General features: G+C 75.0%; 19 protein-coding genes. 1 reads left to right on the top strand and 18 read right to left on the bottom strand.

Annotated features, from left to right (window positions below; translation table 11 throughout):
- Positions 1-6: 6 nt before the first annotated feature.
- Positions 7-1,518 (bottom strand): potassium/proton antiporter, encoded by a 1,512-nt coding sequence (locus BLP29_RS11380; RefSeq protein ID WP_092804223.1) that lies wholly within the window; start codon positions 1,516-1,518, stop codon positions 7-9.
- A 74-nt stretch (positions 1,519-1,592) separates the two neighbouring features.
- Here BLP29_RS11380 and ileS point away from each other — a divergent pair, with 74 nt between their 5' ends.
- The gene (gene ileS / locus BLP29_RS11375) at positions 1,593-4,757 is read left to right on the top strand and encodes an isoleucine--tRNA ligase (RefSeq protein ID WP_092804220.1); all 3,165 of its coding nucleotides are present in this window, start codon (positions 1,593-1,595) and stop codon (positions 4,755-4,757) included.
- Positions 4,758-4,874: 117 nt separating this feature from the next.
- On the opposite strand, the gene BLP29_RS11370 is transcribed toward ileS, so the two are convergent.
- The 17 genes from BLP29_RS11370 to BLP29_RS11290 form a co-directional block, all read right to left on the bottom strand.
- Positions 4,875-5,963: a hypothetical protein gene (locus tag BLP29_RS11370; protein WP_092804216.1), complete on the bottom strand. Its 1,089-nt coding sequence runs from the start codon at positions 5,961-5,963 to the stop codon at positions 4,875-4,877.
- Between the two features lie 86 nt (positions 5,964-6,049).
- Positions 6,050-6,763, bottom strand: a complete 714-nt coding sequence (gene wag31 / locus BLP29_RS11365; protein ID WP_092804213.1) for a DivIVA-like cell division protein Wag31 — start codon at positions 6,761-6,763, stop codon at positions 6,050-6,052.
- Positions 6,764-6,856: 93 nt separating this feature from the next.
- Positions 6,857-7,123 (bottom strand): YggT family protein, encoded by a 267-nt coding sequence (locus BLP29_RS11360; protein ID WP_243469878.1) that lies wholly within the window; start codon positions 7,121-7,123, stop codon positions 6,857-6,859.
- A gap of 75 nt (positions 7,124-7,198) precedes the next feature.
- Positions 7,199-7,945, bottom strand: coding sequence for a cell division protein SepF (locus BLP29_RS21795; protein ID WP_092804207.1), 747 nt, complete (start codon positions 7,943-7,945; stop codon positions 7,199-7,201).
- Positions 7,946-8,016: 71 nt separating this feature from the next.
- Positions 8,017-8,724 (bottom strand): YggS family pyridoxal phosphate-dependent enzyme, encoded by a 708-nt coding sequence (locus BLP29_RS11350; RefSeq protein WP_092804204.1) that lies wholly within the window; start codon positions 8,722-8,724, stop codon positions 8,017-8,019.
- The gene (gene pgeF / locus BLP29_RS11345) at positions 8,721-9,467 is read right to left on the bottom strand and encodes a peptidoglycan editing factor PgeF (protein WP_092804201.1); all 747 of its coding nucleotides are present in this window, start codon (positions 9,465-9,467) and stop codon (positions 8,721-8,723) included. The genes BLP29_RS11350 and pgeF overlap by 4 nt, the downstream gene beginning before the upstream one ends.
- A gap of 19 nt (positions 9,468-9,486) precedes the next feature.
- Positions 9,487-10,752, bottom strand: a complete 1,266-nt coding sequence (gene ftsZ, locus BLP29_RS11340; protein ID WP_092804198.1) for a cell division protein FtsZ — start codon at positions 10,750-10,752, stop codon at positions 9,487-9,489.
- Between the two features lie 285 nt (positions 10,753-11,037).
- Positions 11,038-11,619 (bottom strand): peroxidase-related enzyme, encoded by a 582-nt coding sequence (locus BLP29_RS11335; RefSeq protein ID WP_092804195.1) that lies wholly within the window; start codon positions 11,617-11,619, stop codon positions 11,038-11,040.
- A 19-nt stretch (positions 11,620-11,638) separates the two neighbouring features.
- The gene (locus tag BLP29_RS11330; protein WP_092804192.1) at positions 11,639-12,451 is read right to left on the bottom strand and encodes a cell division protein FtsQ/DivIB; all 813 of its coding nucleotides are present in this window, start codon (positions 12,449-12,451) and stop codon (positions 11,639-11,641) included.
- A 3-nt stretch (positions 12,452-12,454) separates the two neighbouring features.
- Positions 12,455-13,894 (bottom strand): UDP-N-acetylmuramate--L-alanine ligase, encoded by a 1,440-nt coding sequence (gene murC / locus BLP29_RS11325; protein ID WP_092804189.1) that lies wholly within the window; start codon positions 13,892-13,894, stop codon positions 12,455-12,457.
- Positions 13,891-15,036, bottom strand: coding sequence for an undecaprenyldiphospho-muramoylpentapeptide beta-N-acetylglucosaminyltransferase (murG, locus tag BLP29_RS11320; RefSeq protein ID WP_092804871.1), 1,146 nt, complete (start codon positions 15,034-15,036; stop codon positions 13,891-13,893). Before murG ends, murC begins: the two co-directional genes overlap by 4 nt.
- A gap of 25 nt (positions 15,037-15,061) precedes the next feature.
- The gene (ftsW, locus tag BLP29_RS11315) at positions 15,062-16,666 is read right to left on the bottom strand and encodes a putative lipid II flippase FtsW (protein ID WP_092804186.1); all 1,605 of its coding nucleotides are present in this window, start codon (positions 16,664-16,666) and stop codon (positions 15,062-15,064) included.
- Between the two features lie 15 nt (positions 16,667-16,681).
- Positions 16,682-18,091: a UDP-N-acetylmuramoyl-L-alanine--D-glutamate ligase gene (gene murD, locus BLP29_RS11310; protein WP_092804183.1), complete on the bottom strand. Its 1,410-nt coding sequence runs from the start codon at positions 18,089-18,091 to the stop codon at positions 16,682-16,684.
- Positions 18,088-19,164 carry a phospho-N-acetylmuramoyl-pentapeptide-transferase gene (gene mraY / locus BLP29_RS11305; protein WP_092804179.1) on the bottom strand — a complete coding sequence of 359 codons (1,077 nt, stop codon included), beginning with the start codon at positions 19,162-19,164 and terminating at the stop codon, positions 18,088-18,090. The genes murD and mraY overlap by 4 nt, the downstream gene beginning before the upstream one ends.
- Complete coding sequence (locus tag BLP29_RS11300; protein WP_092804176.1) at positions 19,161-20,534, bottom strand: UDP-N-acetylmuramoyl-tripeptide--D-alanyl-D-alanine ligase; 1,374 nt, start codon at positions 20,532-20,534, stop codon at positions 19,161-19,163. Before BLP29_RS11300 ends, mraY begins: the two co-directional genes overlap by 4 nt.
- Positions 20,531-22,021 (bottom strand): UDP-N-acetylmuramoyl-L-alanyl-D-glutamate--2,6-diaminopimelate ligase, encoded by a 1,491-nt coding sequence (locus tag BLP29_RS11295; RefSeq protein WP_092804173.1) that lies wholly within the window; start codon positions 22,019-22,021, stop codon positions 20,531-20,533. Before BLP29_RS11295 ends, BLP29_RS11300 begins: the two co-directional genes overlap by 4 nt.
- 57 nt (positions 22,022-22,078) lie before the next feature.
- A complete protein-coding gene (locus tag BLP29_RS11290) occupies positions 22,079-23,977 on the bottom strand; it encodes a peptidoglycan D,D-transpeptidase FtsI family protein (RefSeq protein WP_092804170.1) in 1,899 nt (632 codons plus the stop codon).

The raw sequence follows: 23,977 nt of genomic DNA, 5'->3' as shown, positions 1-23,977 counted from the left end.
CGGTCCTCAGTCGACCTCGGTGGGAGCGCCGTCCTCCCCGCGCCAGCCGGCCAGTCGACCGGCGCGGCTGACCGCCCGCAGCCGGCGCTCGGCCTCGGCGCGGGAGCCGCGCGCGGACACCAGCAGCGCCTGGTCGCCCCGCTCGAGCCGGGTGTCCGGGCCCGGCACGAAGGGCTTGCCGTCGCGGACCACGAGGACCACGGCGGCGTCGTCGGGCAGCCGCAGCTCGGGCAGGTAGACGCCGTGCAGCCGCGAGCCCGGCGGCACCGTGAGCTGCATCAGCTCGGCGCCCAGCTCGTCGAGCGGCGCGGACTCGACGTCGATGTCGCGCGGGGTGACCGGCGTGGCGATGCGCAGCCACCGGGCCACCGCCGGCAACGAGCCGCCCTGCACGACCGTGAAGACGACGACGAGCACGAAGACGATGTCGAAGATCCGGGTGGCCCCGGGCACCGCCGCCGCGATCGGGAACGTGGCCAGCACGATGGGCACCGCCCCGCGCAGCCCGGCCCACGAGATGAACGCCTGCTGCGCCCAGGGCATGCGGAACCAGGCCAGGCTGGCCACCACCGACAGCGGGCGGGCGACCAGCAGCAGGGCCGCCCCGATCAGCAGCGCGTCGGGCAGCACCTCGAGCAGCCGCCCCGGGCTGGCCAGCAGGCCCAGCAGCACGAACAGGCCGATCTGGGCGAGGCTGGCCATGCCCTCGGCGAACCCGATGGTGCCGGCACGGTGCGGCAGCGGCGCGTTGCCGAGCACGAGACCGCACAGGTAGACCGCCACGAAGCCCGAGGTGTGCACCAGGTCGGCCGAGGCGAAGGCCAGCACGCACAGCGCCAGCGTGGCCAGGGGGTAGAAGCCGGCCAGCGGCAGCGCGGCCCGGCGCAGCAGCCATGCACCGCCGAACCCGGTCGCCACCCCGATCACCGATCCACCGGCGAGCTCGCCCACCACCTCGACCAGCGTGATCCACCAGGGTGCGGACTCCCCGCCCACCAGCCGCTCGCTGAGGACGAGGACCAGCAGGATGACCGGGGCGTCGTTGAGCCCGGACTCCATCTCCAGCGAGGCGGCCATGCGCCGCGGCAACGGCAGGCGGCGCAGCGTGGCGAAGACCGCGGCGGCGTCGGTGGAGCTGACCACCGCGCCCAGCAGCAGCGCCGTCGTCCAGTCGACGCCGAGCAGCCAGACCGCGGCGGCCGCGGTGACGCCGACGGACACCACCACCCCGACGGTGGCCAGCGTGAGCCCGGGCCCGACGGCCCGGCGGACGTCGGACCACCGGGTGGTCAGCCCACCCTCGGCGAGGATGACGACGAGGGCCGCGACGCCGAGGGTCTGGGTGAGGTCGACGTCCTCGAACTGCACGCCGGCGCCGCTCTCGCCGAGCGCGACCCCGAGGGCCAGGTAGATGAGCAGGGCCGGCAGGCCGAGCTTGTCCGACAGCCGCAGGGCCAGTGCAGAGGTGAGGACGACGACGGCCCCGACGGCCAGCGCGACGGTCACCGTCGTCGACATCTGCCCCCCGCCACGGGACCAGTCTCCCGCACCGGCGGATCGGCCCGGCGGAGCTCCTGCACCGTGCTGGGATGATGGAGCGCGTGAGCAGCCCCACCTCCCCGTTCCGCCCCCTCCCCGCCCAGGTGGACCTGCCGGCCCTCGAGCACGAGGTCCTCGACCAGTGGGCCGCCGAGAAGGTCTTCGCGCGGTCGCTGGAGGCCTCCGCGGGTCGCCCGCAGTGGACCTTCTACGAGGGCCCGCCGACCGCCAACGGGCGGCCCGGCACGCACCACATCGAGGCCCGGGCGTTCAAGGACGTGTTCCCCCGGTTCAAGACGATGCAGGGCTTCTCGGTGCCCCGCCGCGCCGGCTGGGACTGCCACGGCCTGCCGGTCGAGATCGCGGTGGAGAAGGAGCTGGGCTTCAACGGCAAGCCCGACATCGAGGCCTTCGGCATCGCCGAGTTCAACGCCCGCTGCCGTGCGTCGGTCGAGCGGCACGTCGCCGACTTCACCGAGCTCACCGACCGCATGGGCTACTGGGTCGACATGTCCACCGCCTACTGGACGATGAACCCCGAGTACGTCGAGAGCGTGTGGTGGTCGCTGAAGACCATCTTCGACAAGGGCCTGCTCACCGAGGACCACCGCGTCGCCCCCTACTGCCCGCGCTGCGGCACGGGCCTGAGCGACCACGAGGTCGCCCAGGGCTACGAGACGGTCACCGACCCCTCGGTCTACGTCTCGCTGCCGGTCACCAGCGGCGAGTGGGCCGGCCGGGCCGACCTGCTGGTCTGGACGACGACCCCCTGGACGCTGCCGAGCAACACCGCGGTGGCCGTGAACCCCGACGTCACCTACCTCGTGGTGCGGGCCGAGCACGGGGGCCGGGAGCGCACGGTCGTCGTGGCCGAGCCGCTGGTGTCCGCCGTCCTCGGGGCCGACGTGCCCTACGAGGTGCTGGCCACCACCACCGGTCGGGACTGGGAGCGGGTCACCTACCAGCGCCCCTTCGACCTGGTCGAGTTCCCCGCCCCGGCGCACTTCGTGCTGCTGGCCGACTACGTCACCACCGACTCCGGCACCGGGCTGGTGCACCAGTCCCCCGCGTTCGGCGCCGAGGACCTCGCCGTCTGCAAGGCCTACGGGCTGCCCGTGGTGAACCCGGTCGACTCGACCGGCCACTTCGTCGCCGACGTCCCGCTCGTGGGCGGGCACTTCTTCAAGGCCGCCGACCCGACGCTGGTGCAGGACATGGCCGACCGCGGAGTGCTGTGGCGCGAGCAGCGCTACGAGCACCCCTACCCGCACTGCTGGCGCTGCCACACGCCGCTGATGTACTACGCCCAGCCGTCCTGGTACATCCGCACCAGCGCGATCAAGGACCAGCTGCTGGCCGAGAACGAGGCCACCCGCTGGCACCCCGAGAACGTGCAGTGGGGCCGCTACGGCGACTGGCTGCACAACAACGTCGACTGGGCCCTGTCCCGTGACCGCTACTGGGGCACCCCGCTGCCGATCTGGCGCAACGAGCTCGACCCGGCCCACCTGGTCGCCGTCGGCTCGCTGGCCGAGCTGTCCGAGCTGACCGGCCGCGACCTGGCCGACCTCGACCCGCACCGGCCCTTCATCGACGACGTCACGTTCACCCTGCCCGGGGTCGAGGGCGAGTTCCGCCGGGTGCGCCAGGTCATCGACGCCTGGTACGACTCCGGCTCGATGCCCTTCGCGCAGTGGGGCGCCCCGCACCGCAACAAGGAGGCCTTCGAGGCGGCCTACCCGGCCCAGTTCATCGCCGAGGCGATCGACCAGACCCGCGGCTGGTTCTACACGCTCATGGCGGTGGGCACCCTGGTGTTCGGGAAGTCCTCCTACGAGGACGTGCTGTGCCTGGGCCACATCCTGGCCGAGGACGGCCGCAAGATGAGCAAGCACCTGGGCAACATCCTCGAGCCCATCCCGCTCATGGACCGGCACGGCGCCGACGCCGTCCGCTGGTTCATGCTGGCCGGCGGGTCGCCGTGGCAGGCCCGCCGGGTGGGCCACGAGACGCTGTCCGAGGTCGTGCGCAAGGTGCTGCTGACCTATTGGAACACCGCCTCGTTCTTCACCCTGTACGCCTCGACGAACGGCTGGGACCCGACCGCCTCCCCGGCACCGGCCCCCGCCGGGCGGCCGCTGCTCGACCGCTGGGCCCTGGCGAAGACCGCCGCGGTCACCGCGCAGGTCACCGACGCGCTCGAGGCCTTCGACACCCAGACGGCCGGTCGGCTGCTCGCCGAGTTCGTCGACGACCTCTCCAACTGGTACGTCCGTCGCTCGCGCCGCCGCTTCTGGGACGGCGACCCGGCCGCGCTGGGCACGCTGCACGAGGTCCTCCACGCCCTCACCCGGCTCATGGCGCCGTTCACCCCGTTCGTCACCGAGCGGGTGTGGCGCGAGGTCGTCGCCCCGGGGCTCGTGGATGCGCCCGACTCGGTGCACCTGTCCTCGTGGCCCGAGGTCGACGCCGCGGCCCGCGACGACGTCCTGGTGGGCCAGATGGACGTCGTCCGCCGGCTGGTCGAGCTGGGCCGGTCGGCGCGGACGGCGTCCAAGGTGCGCACCCGCCAGCCGCTGGCCCGAGCCCTGGTCGCCGCACCCGGGTGGGCGGACCTGCCCCGCGACCTGGTGGCCGAGGTGGCCGAGGAGCTCAACGTCGCCGAGCTGGCCCCGGTGGCCGAGGCCGGTGGCGACCTGGTCGACGTCAGCGTCAAGATCGACTTCCGAGCCGTGGGTCGGCGGATGGGCAAGCAGGTGCAGGCCGTGGCCAAGGCCGTCGCCAACGAGGACCCCACCGCGCTCGTGGCCGCCTACCGGGCCGGCACCGCCTCGGTCACCGTCGACGGCGCCGACGTGCCGCTCGAGGACGGTGACCTCGTGGTCACCGAGACCCCGCGCGAGGGCTGGACCGTGTCCTCCGCGGGCGGGCTCACCGTGGCCCTGGACCTGACCCTCACCCCTGAGCTGGAGCGGGCCGGGCTGGTCCGCGAGGTGGTGCGCCTGGTGCAGGACGCCCGCAAGGCCGCCGGCTTCGAGGTCAGCGACCGCATCCAGCTGTGGTGGACCGCCGACGGGCAACTGGCCCAGGCCCTCGCCGAGGCGCAGGAGCAGCTGGCCGGCGAGGTGCTGGCCACCGCCGTGCACCCGGCGATCGCGGGCGAGGGCGAGGGCGTCGAGGCCCCCGCCGGCGGCCGCATCTGGGTCGCCAAGGCCTGACCGTCCCCCCGCCTCCGACCAGGGGGGTGCACGGGGGTTCGTCCTCCTCCAGCAGATCTCGTGGAGGAGGACGAACCCGCGTGGAGGCGGACGCCGCGCGGGCGTGTGGGGCCCGGCTCAGGCCTTGGCGGCGGCCCGGCGCTTGCGCTCGGCGTCGGCCAGGGTGCGGTCGGGCCGGCAGATGCCGCACGCGGTGAAGCCGTCCTGCTTGGCCTCGTTCAGCGGCAGCCCGAAGACCTCCTCGCCGGCGGTCACCGAGCACCCGGCGAGGTGGTAGCGCGGGTGCTCGTCGACGACCTCGACCTCGTCGGTCAGGTCCAGGACGAGCAGCAGGTCGGTGACGACGACGTCCTCCTCCACGGGCTCGCCGTCCTCCCCCAGGGCCGCGGAGCTGCGCGGGGCGTGCGAACCGGTCGTCGGCCCCGGCACGGCCGGCGGAGCCGCCCCCGCCGGCGCGGAGACCGCAGCCACCGGATCGACCTCCTGCTGGGGCACCGACGTGCTGGGCACCTCAGGTGCCGGTGCCGGTGCCGCAACGGCCGGTGCGTCCTCCGACCCGGGCCCGGACCGGACCACCGCTGCCCCGGCGTCCCGGTCGGCGTTTGCGGCGACGGGCGCCGTCTCCCCTGCGGATGCCGTCGCGCCTGCGGTGGCAGCAGGCTTGGTGACCGCGGGCTCGACGGCCGCAGGCTCGGTGGCCGCGGGCTCGGTAGCCGCGGGCTCGACGGCAGCGGGCTCGGTAGCCGCGGGCTCGACGGCCGCGGGCTCGATGCCGGCAGGCTCGGTGGCGGTGGGCAGCACGGTCGTCGGCGCCTCGGTCACCGGGGCCGACGGCACGGCTTCTCCCCCAGCCGTGGCCGCCTCAGCCGCCGCGGACCCGACCGTGGTCGAACCCGCCGCCGAACCCGGCCCAGCTGCAGTCCCCGACCTCGCCGCCGCCCCAGAGGTCGTCCCGGATCGTGCGGGGGCAGCCGAGGCCGCCCGGGCGCCGGCGTTCACCGGCTCGGGGGGCACCAGGGGCTCGTCGTCGTCGGCGGCGTCCGCCCGTGCTGCCCGGGCGCGGCGCACCCGGTCGAGCACCAGGACGACGGCGGCCAGGGCGCTCACCCCCACCGAGCCCCAGAGCATGGTGGTCTGACCGTTGCCGAGGCCGCCGACGAGCAGCGCCCCGGCCACGAGGATCAGGAGGCCCGCCAACACGATCACGCCCCGGAGCGTAACCAACGACACACGACGGAGCCCCCGCAGACCAGGTGGTCTGCGGGGGCTCCGTCGAGCGCCGAGCGGGTGGCTCAGGCGCCGGCGTGCTGGTTCTGCCGGGCGTTCGAGGCCGGCTCGGCCGAGCCGCGGCTGTCGAGGTCGCGCAGGTGGGACTCGAGGTAGGAGCGGAGCCGGGTGCGGTACTCGCGCTCGAAGGTGCGCAGCTCCTCGATCTTGCGCTCCAGGCTGCTGCGCTTCTCCTCCAGCGAACCCATGACCTCGACGTGCTTGCGCTCGGCCTCCTGGTCGAGGGCGGTGGCCTTGGCGCGGGCCTCGCGCTCCATCGTGTCGGCGCGGGTGCGGGCGTCGCCCACCATCGCGTCGGCGCGCTGCTTGGCCTCGGCCAGCTGCTGCTCGCTCTTGGTGCGGGCCTCGGTCAGCATGCGGTCGCTGTTGGCCTTGGCGCTGCCGACCAGCTGGTCGGCCTGCTGCTTGGCCTCGTTGACGTACCGGTCGGCCGTCTCGGTGGCCAGGGTGAGCATGCGGGAGGCGCGGACGGCGTCGTCCTCGCGGGGCTGCTGCACCGGAGCCGGGGGCGGCGTGGCGGCGACCGGCTCGGCCGGGCGCTCCTCGGAGCGGGAGCCGCCACCGTTGCTGCGGAGCTCGTTGTTCTCCTCGATCAGCCGGGCGAGCTCGGCTTCGACCACGTCGAGGAAGGCGTCGACCTCGTCCTCGTCGTAGCCACGCTTGCCGATCGGCGGCTTCTTGAAGACGACGTTGTGCACGTCGGCGGGCGTGAGTGGCATCGGGTCACCTCGGGTCGGACGGGAGGAACAAGGACACGGTCTGACCAGCGGTGTGGACCGCCCGCCCGACCGGCCCCCAAGGACAGGAGCTGGTCACACGTACGAAGCGATGATGCTGCGCAGGATGAACACGGCTATCAGGAGCACCATAAACCCGAGGTCCAACCTGATGCTGCCCAGGTTCAACGGCGGGATGACCTTGCGCACCGCCTTCAGCGGTGGGTCGGTGGCTGCGTACACGACCTCCAGACCCGCGGCGACGGCGCCCGAGGGGCGCCAGCTGCGGGCCAGGACCATCACCCAGTCCACCACGAAGCGGGCGAACAGCAGGATCAGGAACACGAGCAGGAGCGATGACACGATCTGCAGGAGAAGGGACACGGTCCTCGCTCGTTCGGGGCTGGGCGGGCGCGGAGCCCGGCATCAGCCGGTCGGTCAGGAGTGGCCGGGGAACCCGCCCTCGCGGATGCGGGCCTTGTCCTCGGCGGTCACGTCGGTGCCCGCCGGGGAGAGCAGGAACACCTTGGCCGTGACCCGCTCGATACTACCGTGCAGGCCGAACGAGAGCCCCGCGGCGAAGTCCACCAGGCGCTTGGCGTCGGCGTCGTCCATCTCGGCCAGGTTCATGAGCACGGCGTCGCCGTCGCGGAAGCGCTCGCCGATCGTGCGTGCCTCGTTGTAGGTCTTGGGCACCAGGTTCGAGATGCGGTAGGGCTTAGGGGTCGCCGCCACGGGGGCGGGCGCCGGCGCCGGGGCGGGCTCGGGGGTCGCCAGGGCGGCCGCGGTCGCGCCGACCGGGCCGGAGGTGGCCGTGCCGCCGGCCAGGACCGAGGAGCCGGCGCGCGTCGAGCCGCCCGAGCGGGGCCCGACGGTGGCCGGGGCCGCGAGGTCGAGCCGACGCGGGCCGCTGCGACGCGGCGGGGCCGGCTCCGGGGCGGCGAGCTCCTCCACGGGCACCTCGGCGGAGGTGTACTCCACCGACGGGTAGGCCGAGTCGGCGTAGCCGTCGTCGTAGGCGCTGTCGTAGCCGTACCGGTCCCGCTCGCGGCCGGGCCGCTGGTCGGCCCGGTCGGCACGGTCGTCGTAGTCGGACTGGCGTGCGTCGTAGCGGCCGTAGGCCCGCACGTCGTCGTCCTCCACGAGTCCGAGGTAGATGCCCATCTTGCGCATGGCGCCGGCCATCGAAGGGCCCCTCTCTGCTGGTCGTCATCCGTGACTGGTGGGACGCGCGGGACGGACGTGCCTGGTGAGTCCTACGGTCCTGAACCGGAGGCTAGGGGCCGGGACCCGAACAGCGCGGTTCCGACACGCACCAGCGTGGCGCCCGCGGCGACGGCGTCCTCGAGGTCGGCGCTCATGCCCGCCGACAGGTCACCGGCGCCCGGGTGGTCCGACCGCACCCGGGCGGCCAACGAGGCCAACCGGTCGAAGGCCGGCCGCGGCGCGCCCCCGCGCGGGGCGACCGCCATGAGCCCGCGCAGCCGCAGCGACGGGTACCCGGCGACGGTGTCGGCCAGCTCCACGGCGTGCTCGAGCGCCACTCCCCCGCGCGCGGCCGCCTCGCCCTCGGGCCCGCCGAGGTCCACCTGGACGAAGACCTCGGTCACCGCACCGGCCCGCTCGGCGACCCCGGCCAGCCGCTCGACCAGCGAGACCCGGTCGACGGACTGGACGACGGCGCCCACCCCCACCACCGCGGTGGCCTTGTTGCGCTGCAGCTGGCCCACGAGGTGCCAGCGGAGGTCGAGGTGCTCGAGCTCCTCGGCCTTGGCCACGAGCTCCTGCACCTTGTTCTCGGCGAACTCCCGCTGACCGAGAGCCGCCAGCTCGGCGACGTCGGCGGCCGGCCAGGTCTTGCTGACCGCGAGCAGGGTCACGTCGCCCGGGTCGCGACCGGCAGCCTCGGCGGCCCGCCGGATGCGCTCGCGCACCACCCGGAGGTTCTCCTCCAGCGAGCTCACGCCGGCTCCAGCCAGACCACGCCGGCCTGCCGACCGGTGACGCCGTCGCGACGGTGGGAGAACAGCCGGCGGTCCTCCACGGTGCACCGCGGGTCCTGCACCACCTGGCCGACACCGGCGGCCCGCAGCACCTGGGTGAGGCCGGCTCGCAGGTCCAGCGCCGGGGTCCCGGTGCGCGAGCGCACGGCGGCGTCGCGGGCGACCCGGGCCACCTGCACCTGCATGGCCCGGGGCACCTCGTAGTCGGCACCGCACACGGCCGGCCCGAGCAGCGCCTGGACGTCGCGCGGCCGGGCACCGAGGTCTGCCATCGCCGCCAGCGCGGCGGTGACCACGCCCTGCCGCACGCCCTCGCGCCCGGCGTGCACCGCGGCGACGACCCCGGCCACCGGGTCGGCCAGCAGCACGGGCACGCAGTCGGCGACCAGCACGCACAGCACCAGGCCGGGGGTGGCGGTCACCAGCGCGTCGACCTGCGGCGGCGAGCCCGCCTGCGGGCCGTCGACGACGGCGACGCCGGTGCCGTGCACCTGCTGCATCCAGACCAGCGCCCCCGGGTCGACCCGGAGCTCGCGCGCCAGGCGCTCGCGGTTGGCGGCGACGTCGGCCGGGGCGTCGCCCACGTGGTCGCCCAGGTTGAACGCGTCGTAGGGCGACGACGAACGGCCGCCCCGCCGATCGGTCACCACCCGCCGGGGGCGGAGGGACCGGGTCGACGGGGCGGCCGGTGGTTCGTGCGTCATCGCACCCAGGTTCGCAGGTCTACTGGGAGCGGAGGAACTCGGGGATGTCGAGCTCCTCCTCGAAGTCGTCCGAGGAGAGCGGACGACGGCCGCCCTGCACCGGACCCGGGATGGGCGGCAGCGGCGGCGGCACCGAGATGCCCCCACCCTGGGTCGGGGTGCGCGGCACGGAGTGCTGCTGCGCACCGGTGCCCGAGACCAGCCGCTCACCGGTCTGCCGCGGGGCCGACGGTGCGGGCTGGGCCTGCTGGACCGGACGCGGCTGGGCCTGCGCAGGCATCGACCCGGACGCCGACGAGCTGGCGGGGGCGGCGTCCTTGCGGGCGGTGCCGCTGGGCTTGCCGCCGTCGAAGCCGGCCGCGATCACCGTGACCCGCACCTCGTCGCCCAGGGCGTCGTCGATGACGGCACCGAAGATGATGTTGGCGTCGGCGTGGGCGGCGTCGGACACCAGCGAGGCGGCCTCGTTGATCTCGAACAGGCCGAGGTCGGAGCCGCCGGAGATCGACAGCAGGACGCCGTGGGCGCCCTCCATGGAGGCCTCCAGCAGCGGCGACGCGATGGCCTGCTCGGCGGCCAGCAGCGCGCGGTTGTCACCGCGCGCACTGCCGATGCCCATCAGCGCCGAGCCCGCACCCGACATGACCGACTTGACGTCGGCGAAGTCGAGGTTGATCAGGCCGGGCGTGGTGATCAGGTCGGTGATGCCCTGGACGCCGGAGAGCAGCACCTGGTCGGCGGTGCGGAAGGCGTCCATGACCGACACGTTGCGGTCGCCGAGCTGGAGCAGGCGGTCGTTCGGGATGACGATGAGCGTGTCGCACTCGTTGCGCAGCTCGTCGATGCCCGACTCGGCCTGCACGGCCCGCCGCTTGCCCTCGAAGGAGAACGGACGGGTGACCACGCCGATGGTCAGCGCGCCCAGCTTGCGGGCGATGGACGCCACGACGGGCGCGCCACCGGTGCCGGTGCCACCTCCCTCGCCGGCGGTGACGAAGACCATGTCGGCGCCCTTGAGCACCTCTTCGATCTCCTCGCGGTGGTCCTCGGCGGCCTGCCGGCCGACATCGGGCTGGGCGCCAGCGCCCAGGCCGCGGGTGAGCTCGCGACCGACGTCGAGCTTGACGTCGGCGTCGCTCATCAACAACGCCTGCGCGTCGGTGTTGATGGCGATGAACTCGACCCCCTTGAGGCCGACCTCGATCATGCGGTTGACCGCGTTCACCCCGCCGCCGCCGATGCCGACGACCTTGATGACCGCGAGGTAGTTGTGCGGAGGTGTCATGCTGCGCTCCCCAACTGGACCCTCATCCTCAGGTTAAGCCTTATAGTTATGTCAACTAGGGCGATGGAGGCGACGCTAGGTGCGCCGGTTGCCCGATGCCAGCACCCTCGGCGGGTGCGGCGTGTCGGTCCCGGGTGCCCCATCGAGCCCTGCTGACCCGTGCGTCACACGGGCCTCACGTCTCGTGACGACCCGCCCGCCCAGCGTCTCACCCCTGGGTCGAGACCGCCCCCGCGGGGTGTGGCGCAGATTCTGCCGACGCGAATCGCCCCGGGCGTGTCGCGATCAGCTGCGCGGCACCCGGCCCAGGAGGTAGAACTCCTCGTTCGGCGGGATCGCCAACCAGTGCGCCAGCCGGTTGCTCAGGGCGAAGAAGCTCACGATCGCGCCCACGTCCCAGACGTCCTCCTCGTCGAGGCCCTGCGCACGCAGCGCGTCCAGGTCGTCGGGGGTCACCTCGGCCGGCGTGGTGGCCAGCCGCACGGCGACGTCGAGCACCGTGCGCATCCGGTCGTCGAGGGGTGCCTTGCGCCAGTCGACCGCCACCTGGTCGGCGAGGAACCGGTCGCGCGACCGGATGCGGGCGATGGCCCCGTGCGCGACGACGCAGTACAGGCAGTCGTTGGCCGCGCTGGTGGCCACCACGACCAGCTCGCGGTCGGCGGTGGACAGCCCCGGGGTGTCCTTGTCCATCAGGGCGTCGTGGAAGGCGAAGAACGCCCGGGCCTCGGCCGGCCGGTGGGCCAGGGCGGCGAAGACGTTCGGCAGGAAGCCCGACTTCTCCTCGACGGCGTCGTAGCGCTCGCGGAGGTCCTCGGGCAGGTCGGCGCGGTCGGGCACGGGGAACCGGGAGACGGGTGCGGTCATGTCCCCCACCCTGCACCCCTCAGCGCAGCACGACCTCCTCGGGCGAGCTGACGTCGATCTGGATCGCCGGGTCCAGCGTGCCGGCGGCCAGCTGGTCGAGGACGGCGGCCAGCACCTGCGCCTTGCGGTCGGCGTCGGCGGCGCTGCCCCACAGCACGCTGGTGCCGTCGGCCAGGGTGAGGGTGACGTCGTCGGAGCCGGTGGCCGCCACCTGGGTGACCTGGTCGCGCACCACGGCCGGCAGCGACACGACCGCGGCCAGCCCGGCCCGGGTGGCCCGGTCGTCGGGGCCGGGGTCGGCGACCTGGAGGGGCACCACCCCGGCCGGGGCGTCACCGGTGACGGTGCCGAACGGCGTGCCCGAGGCGTCGAGCAGCGTGCGGGTGCCCGCGGTGTCGACGACGGCGACCGCGACCCGCTCGCGCAGCGTGACCACCACCCGGTCGGGCCAGCCCCGGCTGACCTCGGCGTCGGCGACCTGGGGCAGCGCGGCCACCCGGGCCGCAGCGGCCGCGGTGTCCACCCGGGCCAGCGGGGTGCCCTCGGCCACCCCGGCGGCCTCGCGCACCTGGTCGGCGGTCAGGGTGACCGCGCCGTCGACCTGCACCGTGCGCACGGCCAGCAGCGGGCTGGCCAGCACCACCCACGCGACCACCGCGGCGAGCACCAGCACCGACCCGAGGACCACCAGCCGGCGGCGCCGGGGGTCCAGCCGCCGGCGCGGCGGCCGGAGCCTCGTGACCGCGGGCGGCGCACTCGCCGACCCGCTCCCGGGGCCGCCACGGCGGGGGCCGCGGGTGCGGTCCCGCGTGGTGCTCCCGGTGCGCGGCACGGCTCAGCCCACCCCGTCGGTGGGCTCGCCGGACAACGCGGTGAGGATCTCGGGACCGACCATGACGACGTCACCGGCCCCCATCGTCATGAGCAGGTCGCCGGGCCGGGCCCGGTCGGCCATCGCACGGGCCGCCGCCGACCACGACGGCTCGAAGTGCACCGCGCCGGCCGGCAGCGGCACGGCATCGGCGACCAGCGCACCCGTCACCCCCGGCACCGGGTCCTCGCGGGCGCCGTAGACGTCCATGACCACGACCTCGTCGGCCAGGCCGAGGGCCTCGCCGAAGCCCGCCGCGAACTCCTGCGTGCGGCTGTACAGGTGCGGCTGGAAGAGCACGACGAGCCGGCCCCCGCCCGCCACCGCCCGGGCGGCGCGCAGCTGGGCGGCGACCTCGGTGGGGTGGTGGGCGTAGTCGTCGTAGACCCGGACGCCCGCCGCGGTGCCCTTGAGCTCGAACCGGCGGTGCACACCACCGAACCGGGCCAGCCCGGCGACCAGCCCGGCCGCCGGGAACCCGAGCTCGAGCCCGGCCAGCAGTGCCGCGGCGCTGTTGCGGGCCATGTGCTCACCGGGCAGCTGCAGGGTCACGCGGCCGATCTCGGCCCCGCGGTGCACCGCCGTCCAGCTGGTGGCGTCGGCCCCGACGACGACGTCGCGCAGCTGCAGGTCGACGCCGTCGGAGGTGCCGTAGGTCAGCACCCGGGCGCCCCCGGTCGGCACGTCGCGCAGCCGGGCCGAACCCGGGTCGTCGGCGCACAGCACGACGAACCCGGCCGGGTCCACGGTGGTGAGGAAGCGGTCGAAGGCGGCCTCGACCGCCGCCAGGTCGCCGTAGTTGTCGAGGTGGTCGGCCTCGACGTTGGTCACGATGCCGGCGAAGGGGGCCAGCAGCAGGAACGAGCGGTCGCTCTCGTCGGCCTCGGCCACGAAGACGTCGCCGCTGCCCGCGTGGGCGTTGGACCCGCTCTCGTTGAGGTCGCCGCCGATGGCGAAGGAGGGGTCGGCGCCGCACGCCTGCACGGCGACGGTGAGCATCGACGTGGTCGACGTCTTGCCGTGCGTGCCGGCGACGGCGACGCTGCGCCGGCCGGCCATGACCGCGGCGAGCGCGACGGCCCGGGGCAGCACCCGCAGGCCCCGCTCGCGGGCGGCGACCAGCTCGGGGTTGTCGGGTCGGATGGCGGTGGAGACCACCACGGTGGCCGCGTCGCCGAGGTGGGCGGCGTCGTGGCCGACCTCGGTGCGGGCGCCCAGCGCCTGCAGTGCCAGCAGGGTGGGCGTGCTGCGCCGGTCGCTGCCGGAGACGGTGACCCCGCGGGCGAGCAGGATGCGGGCGATGCCGCTCATGCCCGCTCCCCCGATGCCGATGAAGTGCACGGCGCCGAGGTCGGCGAGGGCGGGCACCGGGTCGCGCCAGGCGGCGACGTCGGCGGCGCTCATGCCCGCACCACCGAGAGGGTGAGGTCGGCCAGCTGCTCGTCGGCGTCGGGGACGCCGGCCGCGGCCGCGTGCCGGGTCAGCTCGGTGAGCCGGGCGGGGTCGGTGAGCACGGGCACCAGGGTGGCCTCGATCCAGGACGGCGACAGGTCGGCGTCGTCGACCAGGAGCCCTCCCCCGGCCTCGACGACGGGGAGGGCGTTGCGCCGCTGCTCACCGTTGCCGATCGGCAGCGGTACGAAGGCGCCGGGCAGGCCGACCGCGGACAGCTCGGCGACGCTCACCGCCCCCGACCGGCACAGGGCGAGGTCGGCGGCTGCGTAGGCGAGGTCCATGCGCTCGAGGTAGTCGACCACCACGTAGGGCGGCTGCCCGGCGGGCACGGCGACCTCGGTGTTCTTGGGCCCGCGGGCGTGCAGCACCTGGATGCCGGCGGCGCGCAGGGCGTCGGCGGCGCCGGTGGCGGCGGTGTTCAGCGACCGCGCACCCTGGGAGCCGCCGAAGACCAGCAGGGTGGGCCGCTCGGCGTCCAGGCCGAAGTGGGCCCGGGCCTCGGCGCGCAGGGCGGCGCGGTCGAGCCCGGTGATCGCCGGGCGCAACGGCATGCCGGTGTGCACCGCGCCGCGCAGCGGGGTCCCGGGTGCGGTGACGGCGACCGCGGCGGCCAGCCGGGCGCCGACCCGGTTGGCCAGCCCGGGCAGCGGGTTCTGCTCGTGCACGACGACGGGGACGCCGGCCCGCCGCGCAGCGAGGTAGGCCGGCAGCGCCACGTAGCCGCCGAACCCGACGACGACGTCGGCCTCGAGCTCGGCCAGCAGGGCACGGGTCTCGGCGACGGCCCGGCGCACCCGGCCGGGTACCCGCAGCAGGTCCGGCGTGGGCTTGCGGGGCAGGGGCACCGGCGGGATCAGCCGCAGCTCGTGGCCGCGGGCGGGCACCAGCCGGGTCTCCAGGCCGCGGGAGGTGCCCAGGCAGGTGACCCGCGGCGTGCCGCCGGGGGCGTCGGTGCGGCGCACGAGCGCGTCGGCGAGGGCCAGCATGGGCTCGATGTGCCCACCGGTGCCCCCACCGGCCAGCACGACGCTGACCGGACGGCTGCGGGCGGGGGGGCTCGGTCGTGCGGGGGGCGGTGGAGCGGAGGTCACGGGGTCAGTCTCACAGGCTCGGTGCTCAGCGGGGGCGGCGCGGCCGGTCCCGGGGCGGGCGCGGGGCGTCGCGGCCGAGGTCGGCGGCGGTGTCGGGGCGGGGCGCACGTCGGCGTTCGGCGCCGGCGCCCACCGGCTGGCGGACCGGGCCGGCCTCGCGGCGGGGCGGCCGGGCGGCGTCGGCGGCCTCCCGGGCGGGGCGCCGCGGCGGCGGGTCGTGCCGCCGGACCCGGGCCACGGTGCGACCGGCCGGTCGCCGGGGCGGAGCGGCGTCCTCGGGTGCGGCGCGGCGGCCCAGGGTGGGCAGCGGCGCGATCGCCTGCGGCGGGACCGGGACCAGCCAGCGGCCGATCCGGCCCAGCCGGCCCACCGGGTGGGCCTGGCGGTGCGCCCGCAGGTGCTCGACGGCGGCGGGCTCGGTGCGGGCGAAGCGCACCAGCAGCCCGACGATGAACAGGGTGAGCACCAGCGACGTGCCGCCGGCCGAGATCAGCGGCAGCGTGACGCCGGTGACCGGGAGGAGACCGACGACGTAGCCCATGTTGATGAAGGCCTGGCCGATCAGCCAGACGGTGATCGCGGTGCTGGCCAGCTGCACGAACCGGTCGGTGGCCCGGCGGGCGATGCGGAAGCCGGCGTAGGCCAGCACGCCGTAGAGCCCGATCACGACCAGGCACCCGAGGAAGCCCAGCTCCTCACCGATGATCGCGAAGATGTAGTCGCTCTCGGCGTGCGGCAGCAGGTTCCACTTCATGCGGCTGTTGCCCAGCCCCACGCCCCAGAACCCGCCGGTGGCCAGGGCGTAGAACCCCTTGATGGCCTGGAAGCCGCCGTTCTCGGGGTCGGCGAAGGGGTCGAGGAAGGAGAAGAGCCGCGCGGCCCGGTAGCTCGCGCTCAGCGCGGTGATCGCGATGCCGACCACGGCGACGAGCCCCAGCCCGGCGATCCACCGACCGGGCAGGCCACCGGCCCAGAGCAGGCCGGCCACCACCAGCCCGAGCCCGACGGTGGCACCCATGTCGGGCTCGGCCAGCAGCAGCACGGCCAGCACGAGGAAGGCCGGGACGACGGGCACGAGCAGCGACTTCGTGGTCAGCCAGCGCTCGCGCAGGGCGATGACGTGCGCGCCCCACAGCGCCAGCACCAGCTTGGCCAGTTCGGAGGGCTGGAAGTCCGCGACGCCGAGGCTGATCCACTGCCGGGCGCCGTTGAGCTCCTTGCCGATGCCGGGTACGAGCACGGCCAGCAGCAGCACGGTGGCGACCAGCAGCCCGATGCCGGAGTAGCGGCGCAGGTGGCCGATCGGCAACCGCAGCCCGACCAGCAGCGCGCCGAGCCCGATGACGGCGAACATGAGCTGCCGGACCCCGGGCAGCCACGCGGGCACGCCGTCGAGGGCGGCCTGCACGCTGGAGGCGGAGAAGACCATCACCAGCCCGATGGCCAGCAGCAGCCCGGCCGAGCCGAGCACCAGGTGCGCGCTGGTCAGCGGGCCGTCGAGCCACGCGGGGGCCCGGAACACCGGAGCCTTCGCCGCGGCCCGGCCCCGGCCGGCTGCGCGGGCGGAGGTCGCCGTGCGCGGCGTGCGGTCGGTGCGGGTCGGGCGGTCCGTGCTCGTGGTGGCGGCCATGCCGGGACCCCCGTCTCAGGGCAGGGCGCGGACCGCGTCGGCGAAGGCCCGGCCCCGGTGCGCGTAGTCGGTGAACACGTCCATGGACGCGGCAGCCGGCGCGAGCAGCACGGTGTCGCCGGGACGGGCCAGCTCGGCAGCAGCACGCACCACCTGGACCATCACCGCCTCCGCCGTCCCGTTCGTCACACCAGCCACACCGACATCGTCGCCGCTGGGGACGACGATCCGTGGGACCGCGGGCGCGTGTCGCGCCAACGAGTCGGCCAGGACCTGGCGGTCCCGGCCCAGCAGCACCACACCGGCCAGCCGGGACGCCACCGCCGCGACCAGCGGCTCGACGTCGGCGCCCTTGAGCAGACCGCCGGCGATCCAGACCACCCGGGGGTAGGCGGTCAGGGAAGCGGCGGCGGCGTGCGGGTTGGTGGCCTTCGAGTCGTCGACCCACGCGACGCCGTCCCGCACGGCGACCTGCACGGTGCGGTGGGCCCCGCCGCGGAAGCCGGCCAGCCCGGTGGCGATGTCCCCGGCGGACACCCCGGCCGCCCGGGCCAGCGCAGCCGCGGCCAGTGCGTTGATGACGTTGTGCGGGCCGGTGACCTGCAGCGCGTCGACGGGCAGCAGCTCGCCGCCGCCGAGGGCCCGGTCGACCAGCACCCCGTCGACCACGCCGAGCTGCCCGGGCCCCGGCTCGCCGAGGGTGACGGTCACCGGGTGCGGGTGCCCGGCCACGAGTGCCGAGGCGACGGGGTCGGCGGCGTCGGCCACCGCCACCGGGGCGCCGTGCAGGATCTTCGCCTTGGCGTCGCGGTAGGCGGCGGCGCTGCCGTGCCAGTCGACGTGGTCGTCGGCGATGTTCAGCACGGCGGCCGCGGCGGGGGTGACCGAGCTGGACCAGTGCAGCTGGAACGAGCTGAGCTCGACCGCGACGGCGTCGAACGCGGGGGCGCCGTCGACGTCCACCGCCGTGACCACCTCGACCAGCGGGCGGCCCACGTTGCCGGCGGCGACGGCCCGCCGGCCGCCGGCGAGCAGCAGCGCCTCGAGCATGGTGACGGTGGTGGTCTTGCCGTTGGTGCCGGTGACGGCGTACCAGGGCGCGGGCTCGCCGTCGGCCAGGGGCAGCCGCAGCCGCCAGGCCAACTCGGGCTCCCCGACGACCTCGACGCCGGCCCGGGCCGCGGACACCAGCAGCGGGGAGTCCGGGCGCCAGCCGGGCGAGGTGACCACCAGGTCGACGTCGTCCGGGCAGTCGGTGACCGCGCCGAGCCAGACCGCGCCCGCGGCCTCCAGCTCGGTCCGCGCGGCCGGGTTGCCGGCGTCGGCGAGCAGCACGGTGTCGCCGCGGGCGAGCAGCACCCGGGCCGCGGCGGCCCCGGAGACGCCGAGGCCGCAGACCAGGACGCGACCGAGCGGGCCGGTCACAGGCCGGTGAGGCTGAGCCAGTCGGCGTAGAACGCGCCGATGCCGAAGGCGACCGCCATGCCGGTGACCAGCCAGAACCGGACGATGACGGTGTTCTCGGCCCAGCCGGCGAGCTCGAAGTGGTGGTGCAGGGGCGCCATGCGGAACACCCGGCGCCGGGTGGCCTTGAAGAAGGCGATCTGGATGGCGACCGAGAGGGTGACGGCGACGAAGAGGCCGCCGAGCACGACCAGCAGCAGCTCGGTGCGGGTGACCACGGCGATGCCGGCCATGAGACCACCGAGGGCCAGCGAGCCGGTGTCGCCCATGAAGATGCGGGCCGGCGAGGTGTTCCACCACAGGAAGCCCAGGCAGGCACCCATCGCGGCGGCGGCGACCAGGGTGACGTCGAGCGGGTCGCGCACGGTGTAGCAGCCCTCGACCAGGGCGGTGCCGCAGTCGTGGCCGAACTGCCAGAACGAGATGACCACGTAGGCGCCGAACACCATCGCCGAGCAGCCGGCGGCCAGGCCGTCGAGGCCGTCGGTGAGGTTGACGGCGTTGGAGAACCCGGAGATGAACAGCAGCGCGAAGACCAGGAACAGGACGACGGGCAGCGTCAGTGGGGCGATGTCGCGGACGAAGGAGATGGCGGTGGAGGCAACGGGTGCGCGCCCGCCGAACTCGATGAGGGCCATGACCGCGAACCCGAGGCCCACCACGGTCTGGCCGACCAGCTTGGCGGTCTTGTTCAGCCCGAGGCTGCGGCGGTGCCGGATCTTGAGGTAGTCGTCGAGGAAGCCGACGACGCCCAGCCCGACCAGCAGGAACAGCAGCAGCAGGCCGGTGCTGGTGACGCCGCGGCCGTTCTGGCCGACGAGGAAGAGGTGGGCCACGAAGTAGCCGACGACGGTGGCCAGCACGATGACCGTGCCGCCCATGGTGGGCGTGCCCTTCTTGGACAGGTGGCTCTCGGGGCCATCGTCGCGGATCTCCTGCCCGAAGCCCTGCCGGCGGAAGGTCTTGATGGCCACCGGGGTCATCAGGATCGAGATGATCAGGCCGACGGCGGCGGCGATGAGGACCGACTTCACGCGGCGGCACCGCCGTCGGCGAGGAGGTCGGCGGCCAGCAGCTCGAGCCCGTAGGAGCGGGAGGCCTTGACCAGGACGACGTCGCCCGGGCGCAGCACCTCCGCGAGCAGCTGGCGGGCGGCGGCCCGGTCCGGCACGTGCACCGACTCCTCTCGTGCCGCGGCGATGGCTGCGGCATCGGGTCCCACGGCCACGACCAGGTCGACCGCCGCGGCGGCGTCGACCCCCAGCCGGGCGTGCTCGGACTCGGCGTCGGTGCCGAGCTCCCCCATCGCGCCCAGGACGGCGATCCGGCGGGTGCCGGCCGTGCCGAGTGTCCCGGTCATGCCCTGGACGGCGGCCAGCGCGGCGCGCATGGACTCGGGGTTGGCGTTGTAGGCGTCGTTGACCACCACGACGCCGTCGGGGCGGCGGGTGACCTCCATGCGCCAGCGGCTCTGGGTCACCGCGGCCGACAGCCCGGCGGCCGCCTGCGCGGGGGTGAGCCCGGCGGCGAGCGCGGCGCCGGCGGCCGACAGGGCGTTGGCGACCTGGTGGGCGCCGACCACCTGCAGCCGCACCGGGTGCTGCTCGCCCTGCGCGTGCAGGGTGAACGAGGCCCGGGCGGCGTCGTCGAGGGCGACGTCGGTGGCCCGGACGTCGGAGTCGGGGGCGGTGCCGGTGAGCAGGACGGCGGCGGTGGCCCGGTCGGCCATGCCGCGCACCCGGGGGTCGTCGGCGTTGAGGACGGCGGTGCGCACGGCTGCCTCGGCGAGCTCGCCCTTGGCGGTGGCGATGGCGTCGGCGCTGCCGAACTCGCCCAGGTGCGCCGAGCCGACGTTGAGCACGACGCCGACCTCGGGCCGGGCCACCCCGCACAGCCGGGCGATGTGCCCGATGCCGCGGGCGCCCATCTCGAGCACGAGGAAGCGGGTGCTCTCGCCGGCGGAGAGCACGGTCAGCGGGAGGCCGATGTCGTTGTTGAACGACCCGGGCGGGCTGACCGTGGCACCGGCGGTGCCCAGCACCTGGCCGAGGAGGTCCTTCGTGGAGGTCTTGCCCGACGAGCCGGTGATGCCGACGGTGACCAGGTCGGGCAGCCGCTCGTGCACGGCGTGGGCCAACCGACCCAGCGCCTCGACGGGGTCGGCGACGACCACGACGGACGCGCCCACGTGCGGGCGGGTGCTGATCGCCCCGATCGCGCCGGCGGCGGTCGCGGCGGCGATGAAGTCGTGCCCGTCGACGCGCTCGCCGGGCAGGGCGACGTAGAGGTCGCCGGCGTCGACCGTGCGGGAGTCGACGGTCACCTTCCCGGTGACCGTGGCGTCGGGGCCGGTGAGCTGCCCGCCGACGGCCTCGGCGACCTCGGTGAGGCCCAGTGCGATCACGCCCGTGCCTCCAGTGCTCGTCGGAGTTCCACCCGGTCGTCGAAGGGGGTCACCATGCCGGCGACCTCCTGGCCGCTCTCGTGGCCCTTGCCGGCCAGGAGCAGCGTGTCACCCGGGCGGGCCGCCTGCACCGCCGCCTCGATCGCGGCGCGCCGGTCGCCGATCTCGCGCACCTCGCAGGTCGTGTCGGCGGGGACCCCGGCCAGCATCGCGGCCCGGACGGTGGCCGGGTCCTCCGAGCGTGGGTTGTCGTCGGTGACCACGAGCAGATCGCTGCCCTCCGCGGCCGCGGCGCCCATGCCGGACCGCTTGCCGGGGTCGCGGTCACCGCCGCAGCCGAGCACGGTGATCAGCCGGCCGGTGGTGCTGGTGCGCAGCGCCGCCAGGGCGGTGGCGACGGCGTCGGGGGTGTGCGCGTAGTCGACGACGGCGACGAACGGCTGACCGGCGTCGACGGGCTCCATGCGTCCGGGGACGACGGTCTGCGCGATCCCGGCCAGCGCGGTGTCGACCGGCACGCCGACCGCGTCGAGCAGGGCGAGGGCCATGACCGCGTTGGCGACGTTGAAGGCACCGGGTAGCCGCAGCGTGGCCGGGTGCTGGGCGCCGTCGGGGGTGTGCAGCGTGAAGGCGGAGCCGCCGTCCTGGCTCGTGGTGACGTCGGTGGCCCGCCAGGCCGCCTCGCTCCCCCGCCCCGACACGGTCACCGTGCCCTCGTGCAGCAGCCGCCGGGCGTGGGCGTCGTCGACGTCGACGACCTCGACCGCCGCGCGCCCGTCGAAGAGCAGGGCCTTGGCGGCGAAGTAGCCCTCCTCGTCGCCGTGGAAGTCGAGGTGGTCGCGGGAGAAGTTGGTGAAGCCCGCCGCGGCGAAGCGCACGCCGCCGACCCGGCCGAGCACCAAGGCGTGGCTGGAGACCTCCATGACCACCGCGCGTACCCCCGCGTCGCGCATGCCGGCGAGCATGGCGTGCAGGTCGGGGGCCTCGGGCGTGGTGCGCACGCTGGACAGCTCGGTGACGACGGGCTCGCCGTCGGGGCCGGTGCCGCGGGTGCGGATCTGCACGGTGCCGATGAGCCCGCTGGACCAGCCGGCCGCGGCGAGGCCGGCCTCGACGAGGTAGGCGGTGGTGGTCTTGCCGTTGGTGCCGGTGATGCCGATGACGGCCAGGGCATCGGCCGGGCGGCCGTGCACGTGGGCGGCGACCTCGCCGAGCACGGCCCGGGGGTCGTCGTGCACCAGCACGGGGAGGGCGGGGTCGTCGACCTGCGCGGCCCCGGCCGGGTCGGTGAGGACGGCGACCGCACCGCGCTCGCGGGCCTGGGCCAGGAACCGGATGCCGTGCGCCTTCGCGCCGGGCAGGGCGGCGAACAGGTGGCCCGGGACCACCCGGTCGGACGCCAGGCCCACGCCGGACACCGACACCGACGGGTCTCCCTGGACAGCGGCATCGACCAGGTCGGCCAGCTCGGACAGGGCGGTGCTCACGTCGGTCCAATCTACCGGCGGGCCGAGCCCGGGCCGGCCATCGACCCGGGCCGGCGATCAGTTGGTCGGTTCGGTGCCGGTGAGCTGGAAGTCCGGGCGCGGCGTGCCCGAGGGCACCACGTCGTTGGCGGTCAGCACGTACTGCATGAGGTCGGCGAAGACCGGCGCGGCCACCTGGCCGCCCTCGGCGTCGGAGTTGGGGCGCTCGAGGTCGACGGCGATCACGTACTGCGGTGCATCGGCCGGGGCGAACCCGACGAAGGTGGTGAAGTAGCCACCGCCGTCGTAGCAGCCGCACTCGGGGTTGGCCCGCTGCGCGGTGCCGGTCTTGCCGGCCACCCGGAAGCCGTCGACCTCGCCCTTGGGCGCGGTGCCGCCGGGCCCCACGACCGCCTCGAGCATGTAGGCCATCTGCTCCGCGGTGGACTCGCTGATCACCCGGGTGCCGCCGGGCTGCGCCTCGGGGGTGACGGTGCCGTCGGGGGCGGTCGTGGACTCGACGATGCGCGGCGGGATGCGCACCCCGCCGTTGGCGATGGTCTGGTACACCGACGCCATCTGCAGCGCGGTCACCGAGACGCCCTGCCCGATCGGCACGTTGGCCGCCCGCGACGCCGTCCAGTCGGCGGAGTCCTGCAGGATGCCGGCGCTCTCGCCGGGCAGCTCGATGCCGGTGGTCGAGCCCAGGCCGAAGGCCCGCATGTACTCCTCGAGCCGGGCGTCGCCGACCTGACGGGCCAGCATGATCGTGCCGACGTTGCTGGACTTGGCCAGGATGCCGGTGACCGTCCAGTCGATCGGGGCGTGGTCGTGGGCGTCGGTGACCACCTTGTCCCCGGCCTGGATGTGGCCGTTGACGCTCAGCACGGTGTCGGGGGTGGCGTAGCCGTCCTCGATGGCCGCGGACAGGGTGACCGCCTTCATGACCGAGCCGGGCTCGAACACGTCGGAGATCGCCGGGTTGCCCAGCAGGTCCGGATCGGTGCTGCCGGCCTGCGACGGGTCGTAGCCGGGGCAGGTGGCCATGGCCACGATCCGCCCGGTGGCGACCTCCTGGACGACGGCCGAGCCGCGCGTGGTCTGGCCGTTGCTGCACTCCTCCGCCAGCCGCTGCTGCACCGTGTACTGCAGGTCCTCGTCGATGGTCAGCGTGACGTCGGAGCCGTCCACGGCCGGCGTCGAGGCGTCGATGCCCGAGGGGATCGGGATGCCCCCGGCGCCCACCTCGACCCGCCGCTCGCCGTCGGTGCCCGACAGCACGTCGTCGTAGCGCTGCTCGATCCCGGCCAGGCCGTCGCCGTCGCGGCCGGTGAAGCCCACGACCTGCCCGCCGACGACGCCGGCCGGGTACAGCCGCACAGGGTCGTCCTGCAGCACGATGCCCGGCAGCGCGAGGTCGGTGATCTGGTCGCTGGTGGCGGTGTCCACCTGCCGGGCGAGCAGCGCGTACTTGCCGTCGCCGGACAGCTTCTCCACCAGCTCGTCCACCGGCACGTCCAGCAGCGTGGTCAGCGCCAGCGCGGTGCGCTGGGGGTCCTCGACGACGCTCGGGTCCGCGGTGACCATCGAGGCCTCGACGGTGTAGGCCAGCGGGTTGCCGTCGCGGTCGAGCACGGCGCCGCGGATGGCGGAGATGTCGTACACGCGCATGCGGTCGGTCTCGGCGGCCTGGGCGTAGGCGGCGCCGTCGAAGCCCTGCAGCACGACGAGCTTGGTGACCACGGCGACCAGCAGCACCACGAGCACCGTGAAGCCCCACTTGTTGCGGCGCGCCCGCACGGCGGTGGGCAGGCCGCGGGTGCGGCGGGTACCGGGCTCGCGGCGGGGCCGCAGCACGTCGTGGGACGACGTGCGCCGGGGTGCGCCGCCCCGGGCCGTGCTGCCCCGGGTGGAGCTGCCCCGGGTGGTGCTGCCGCGGCCCGGGCGGCGGCTCGGGTCGGCCGGTCGCTGCGGCAT

The sequence above is a fragment of the Klenkia marina genome (assembly GCF_900101025.1).
GTDB classification, from domain to species: Bacteria; Actinomycetota; Actinomycetes; order Mycobacteriales; family Geodermatophilaceae; genus Klenkia; species Klenkia marina.
The sequence above is the reverse complement of the archived record's forward strand: the minus strand, read 5'-3'. Positions and strand labels throughout refer to the sequence as shown.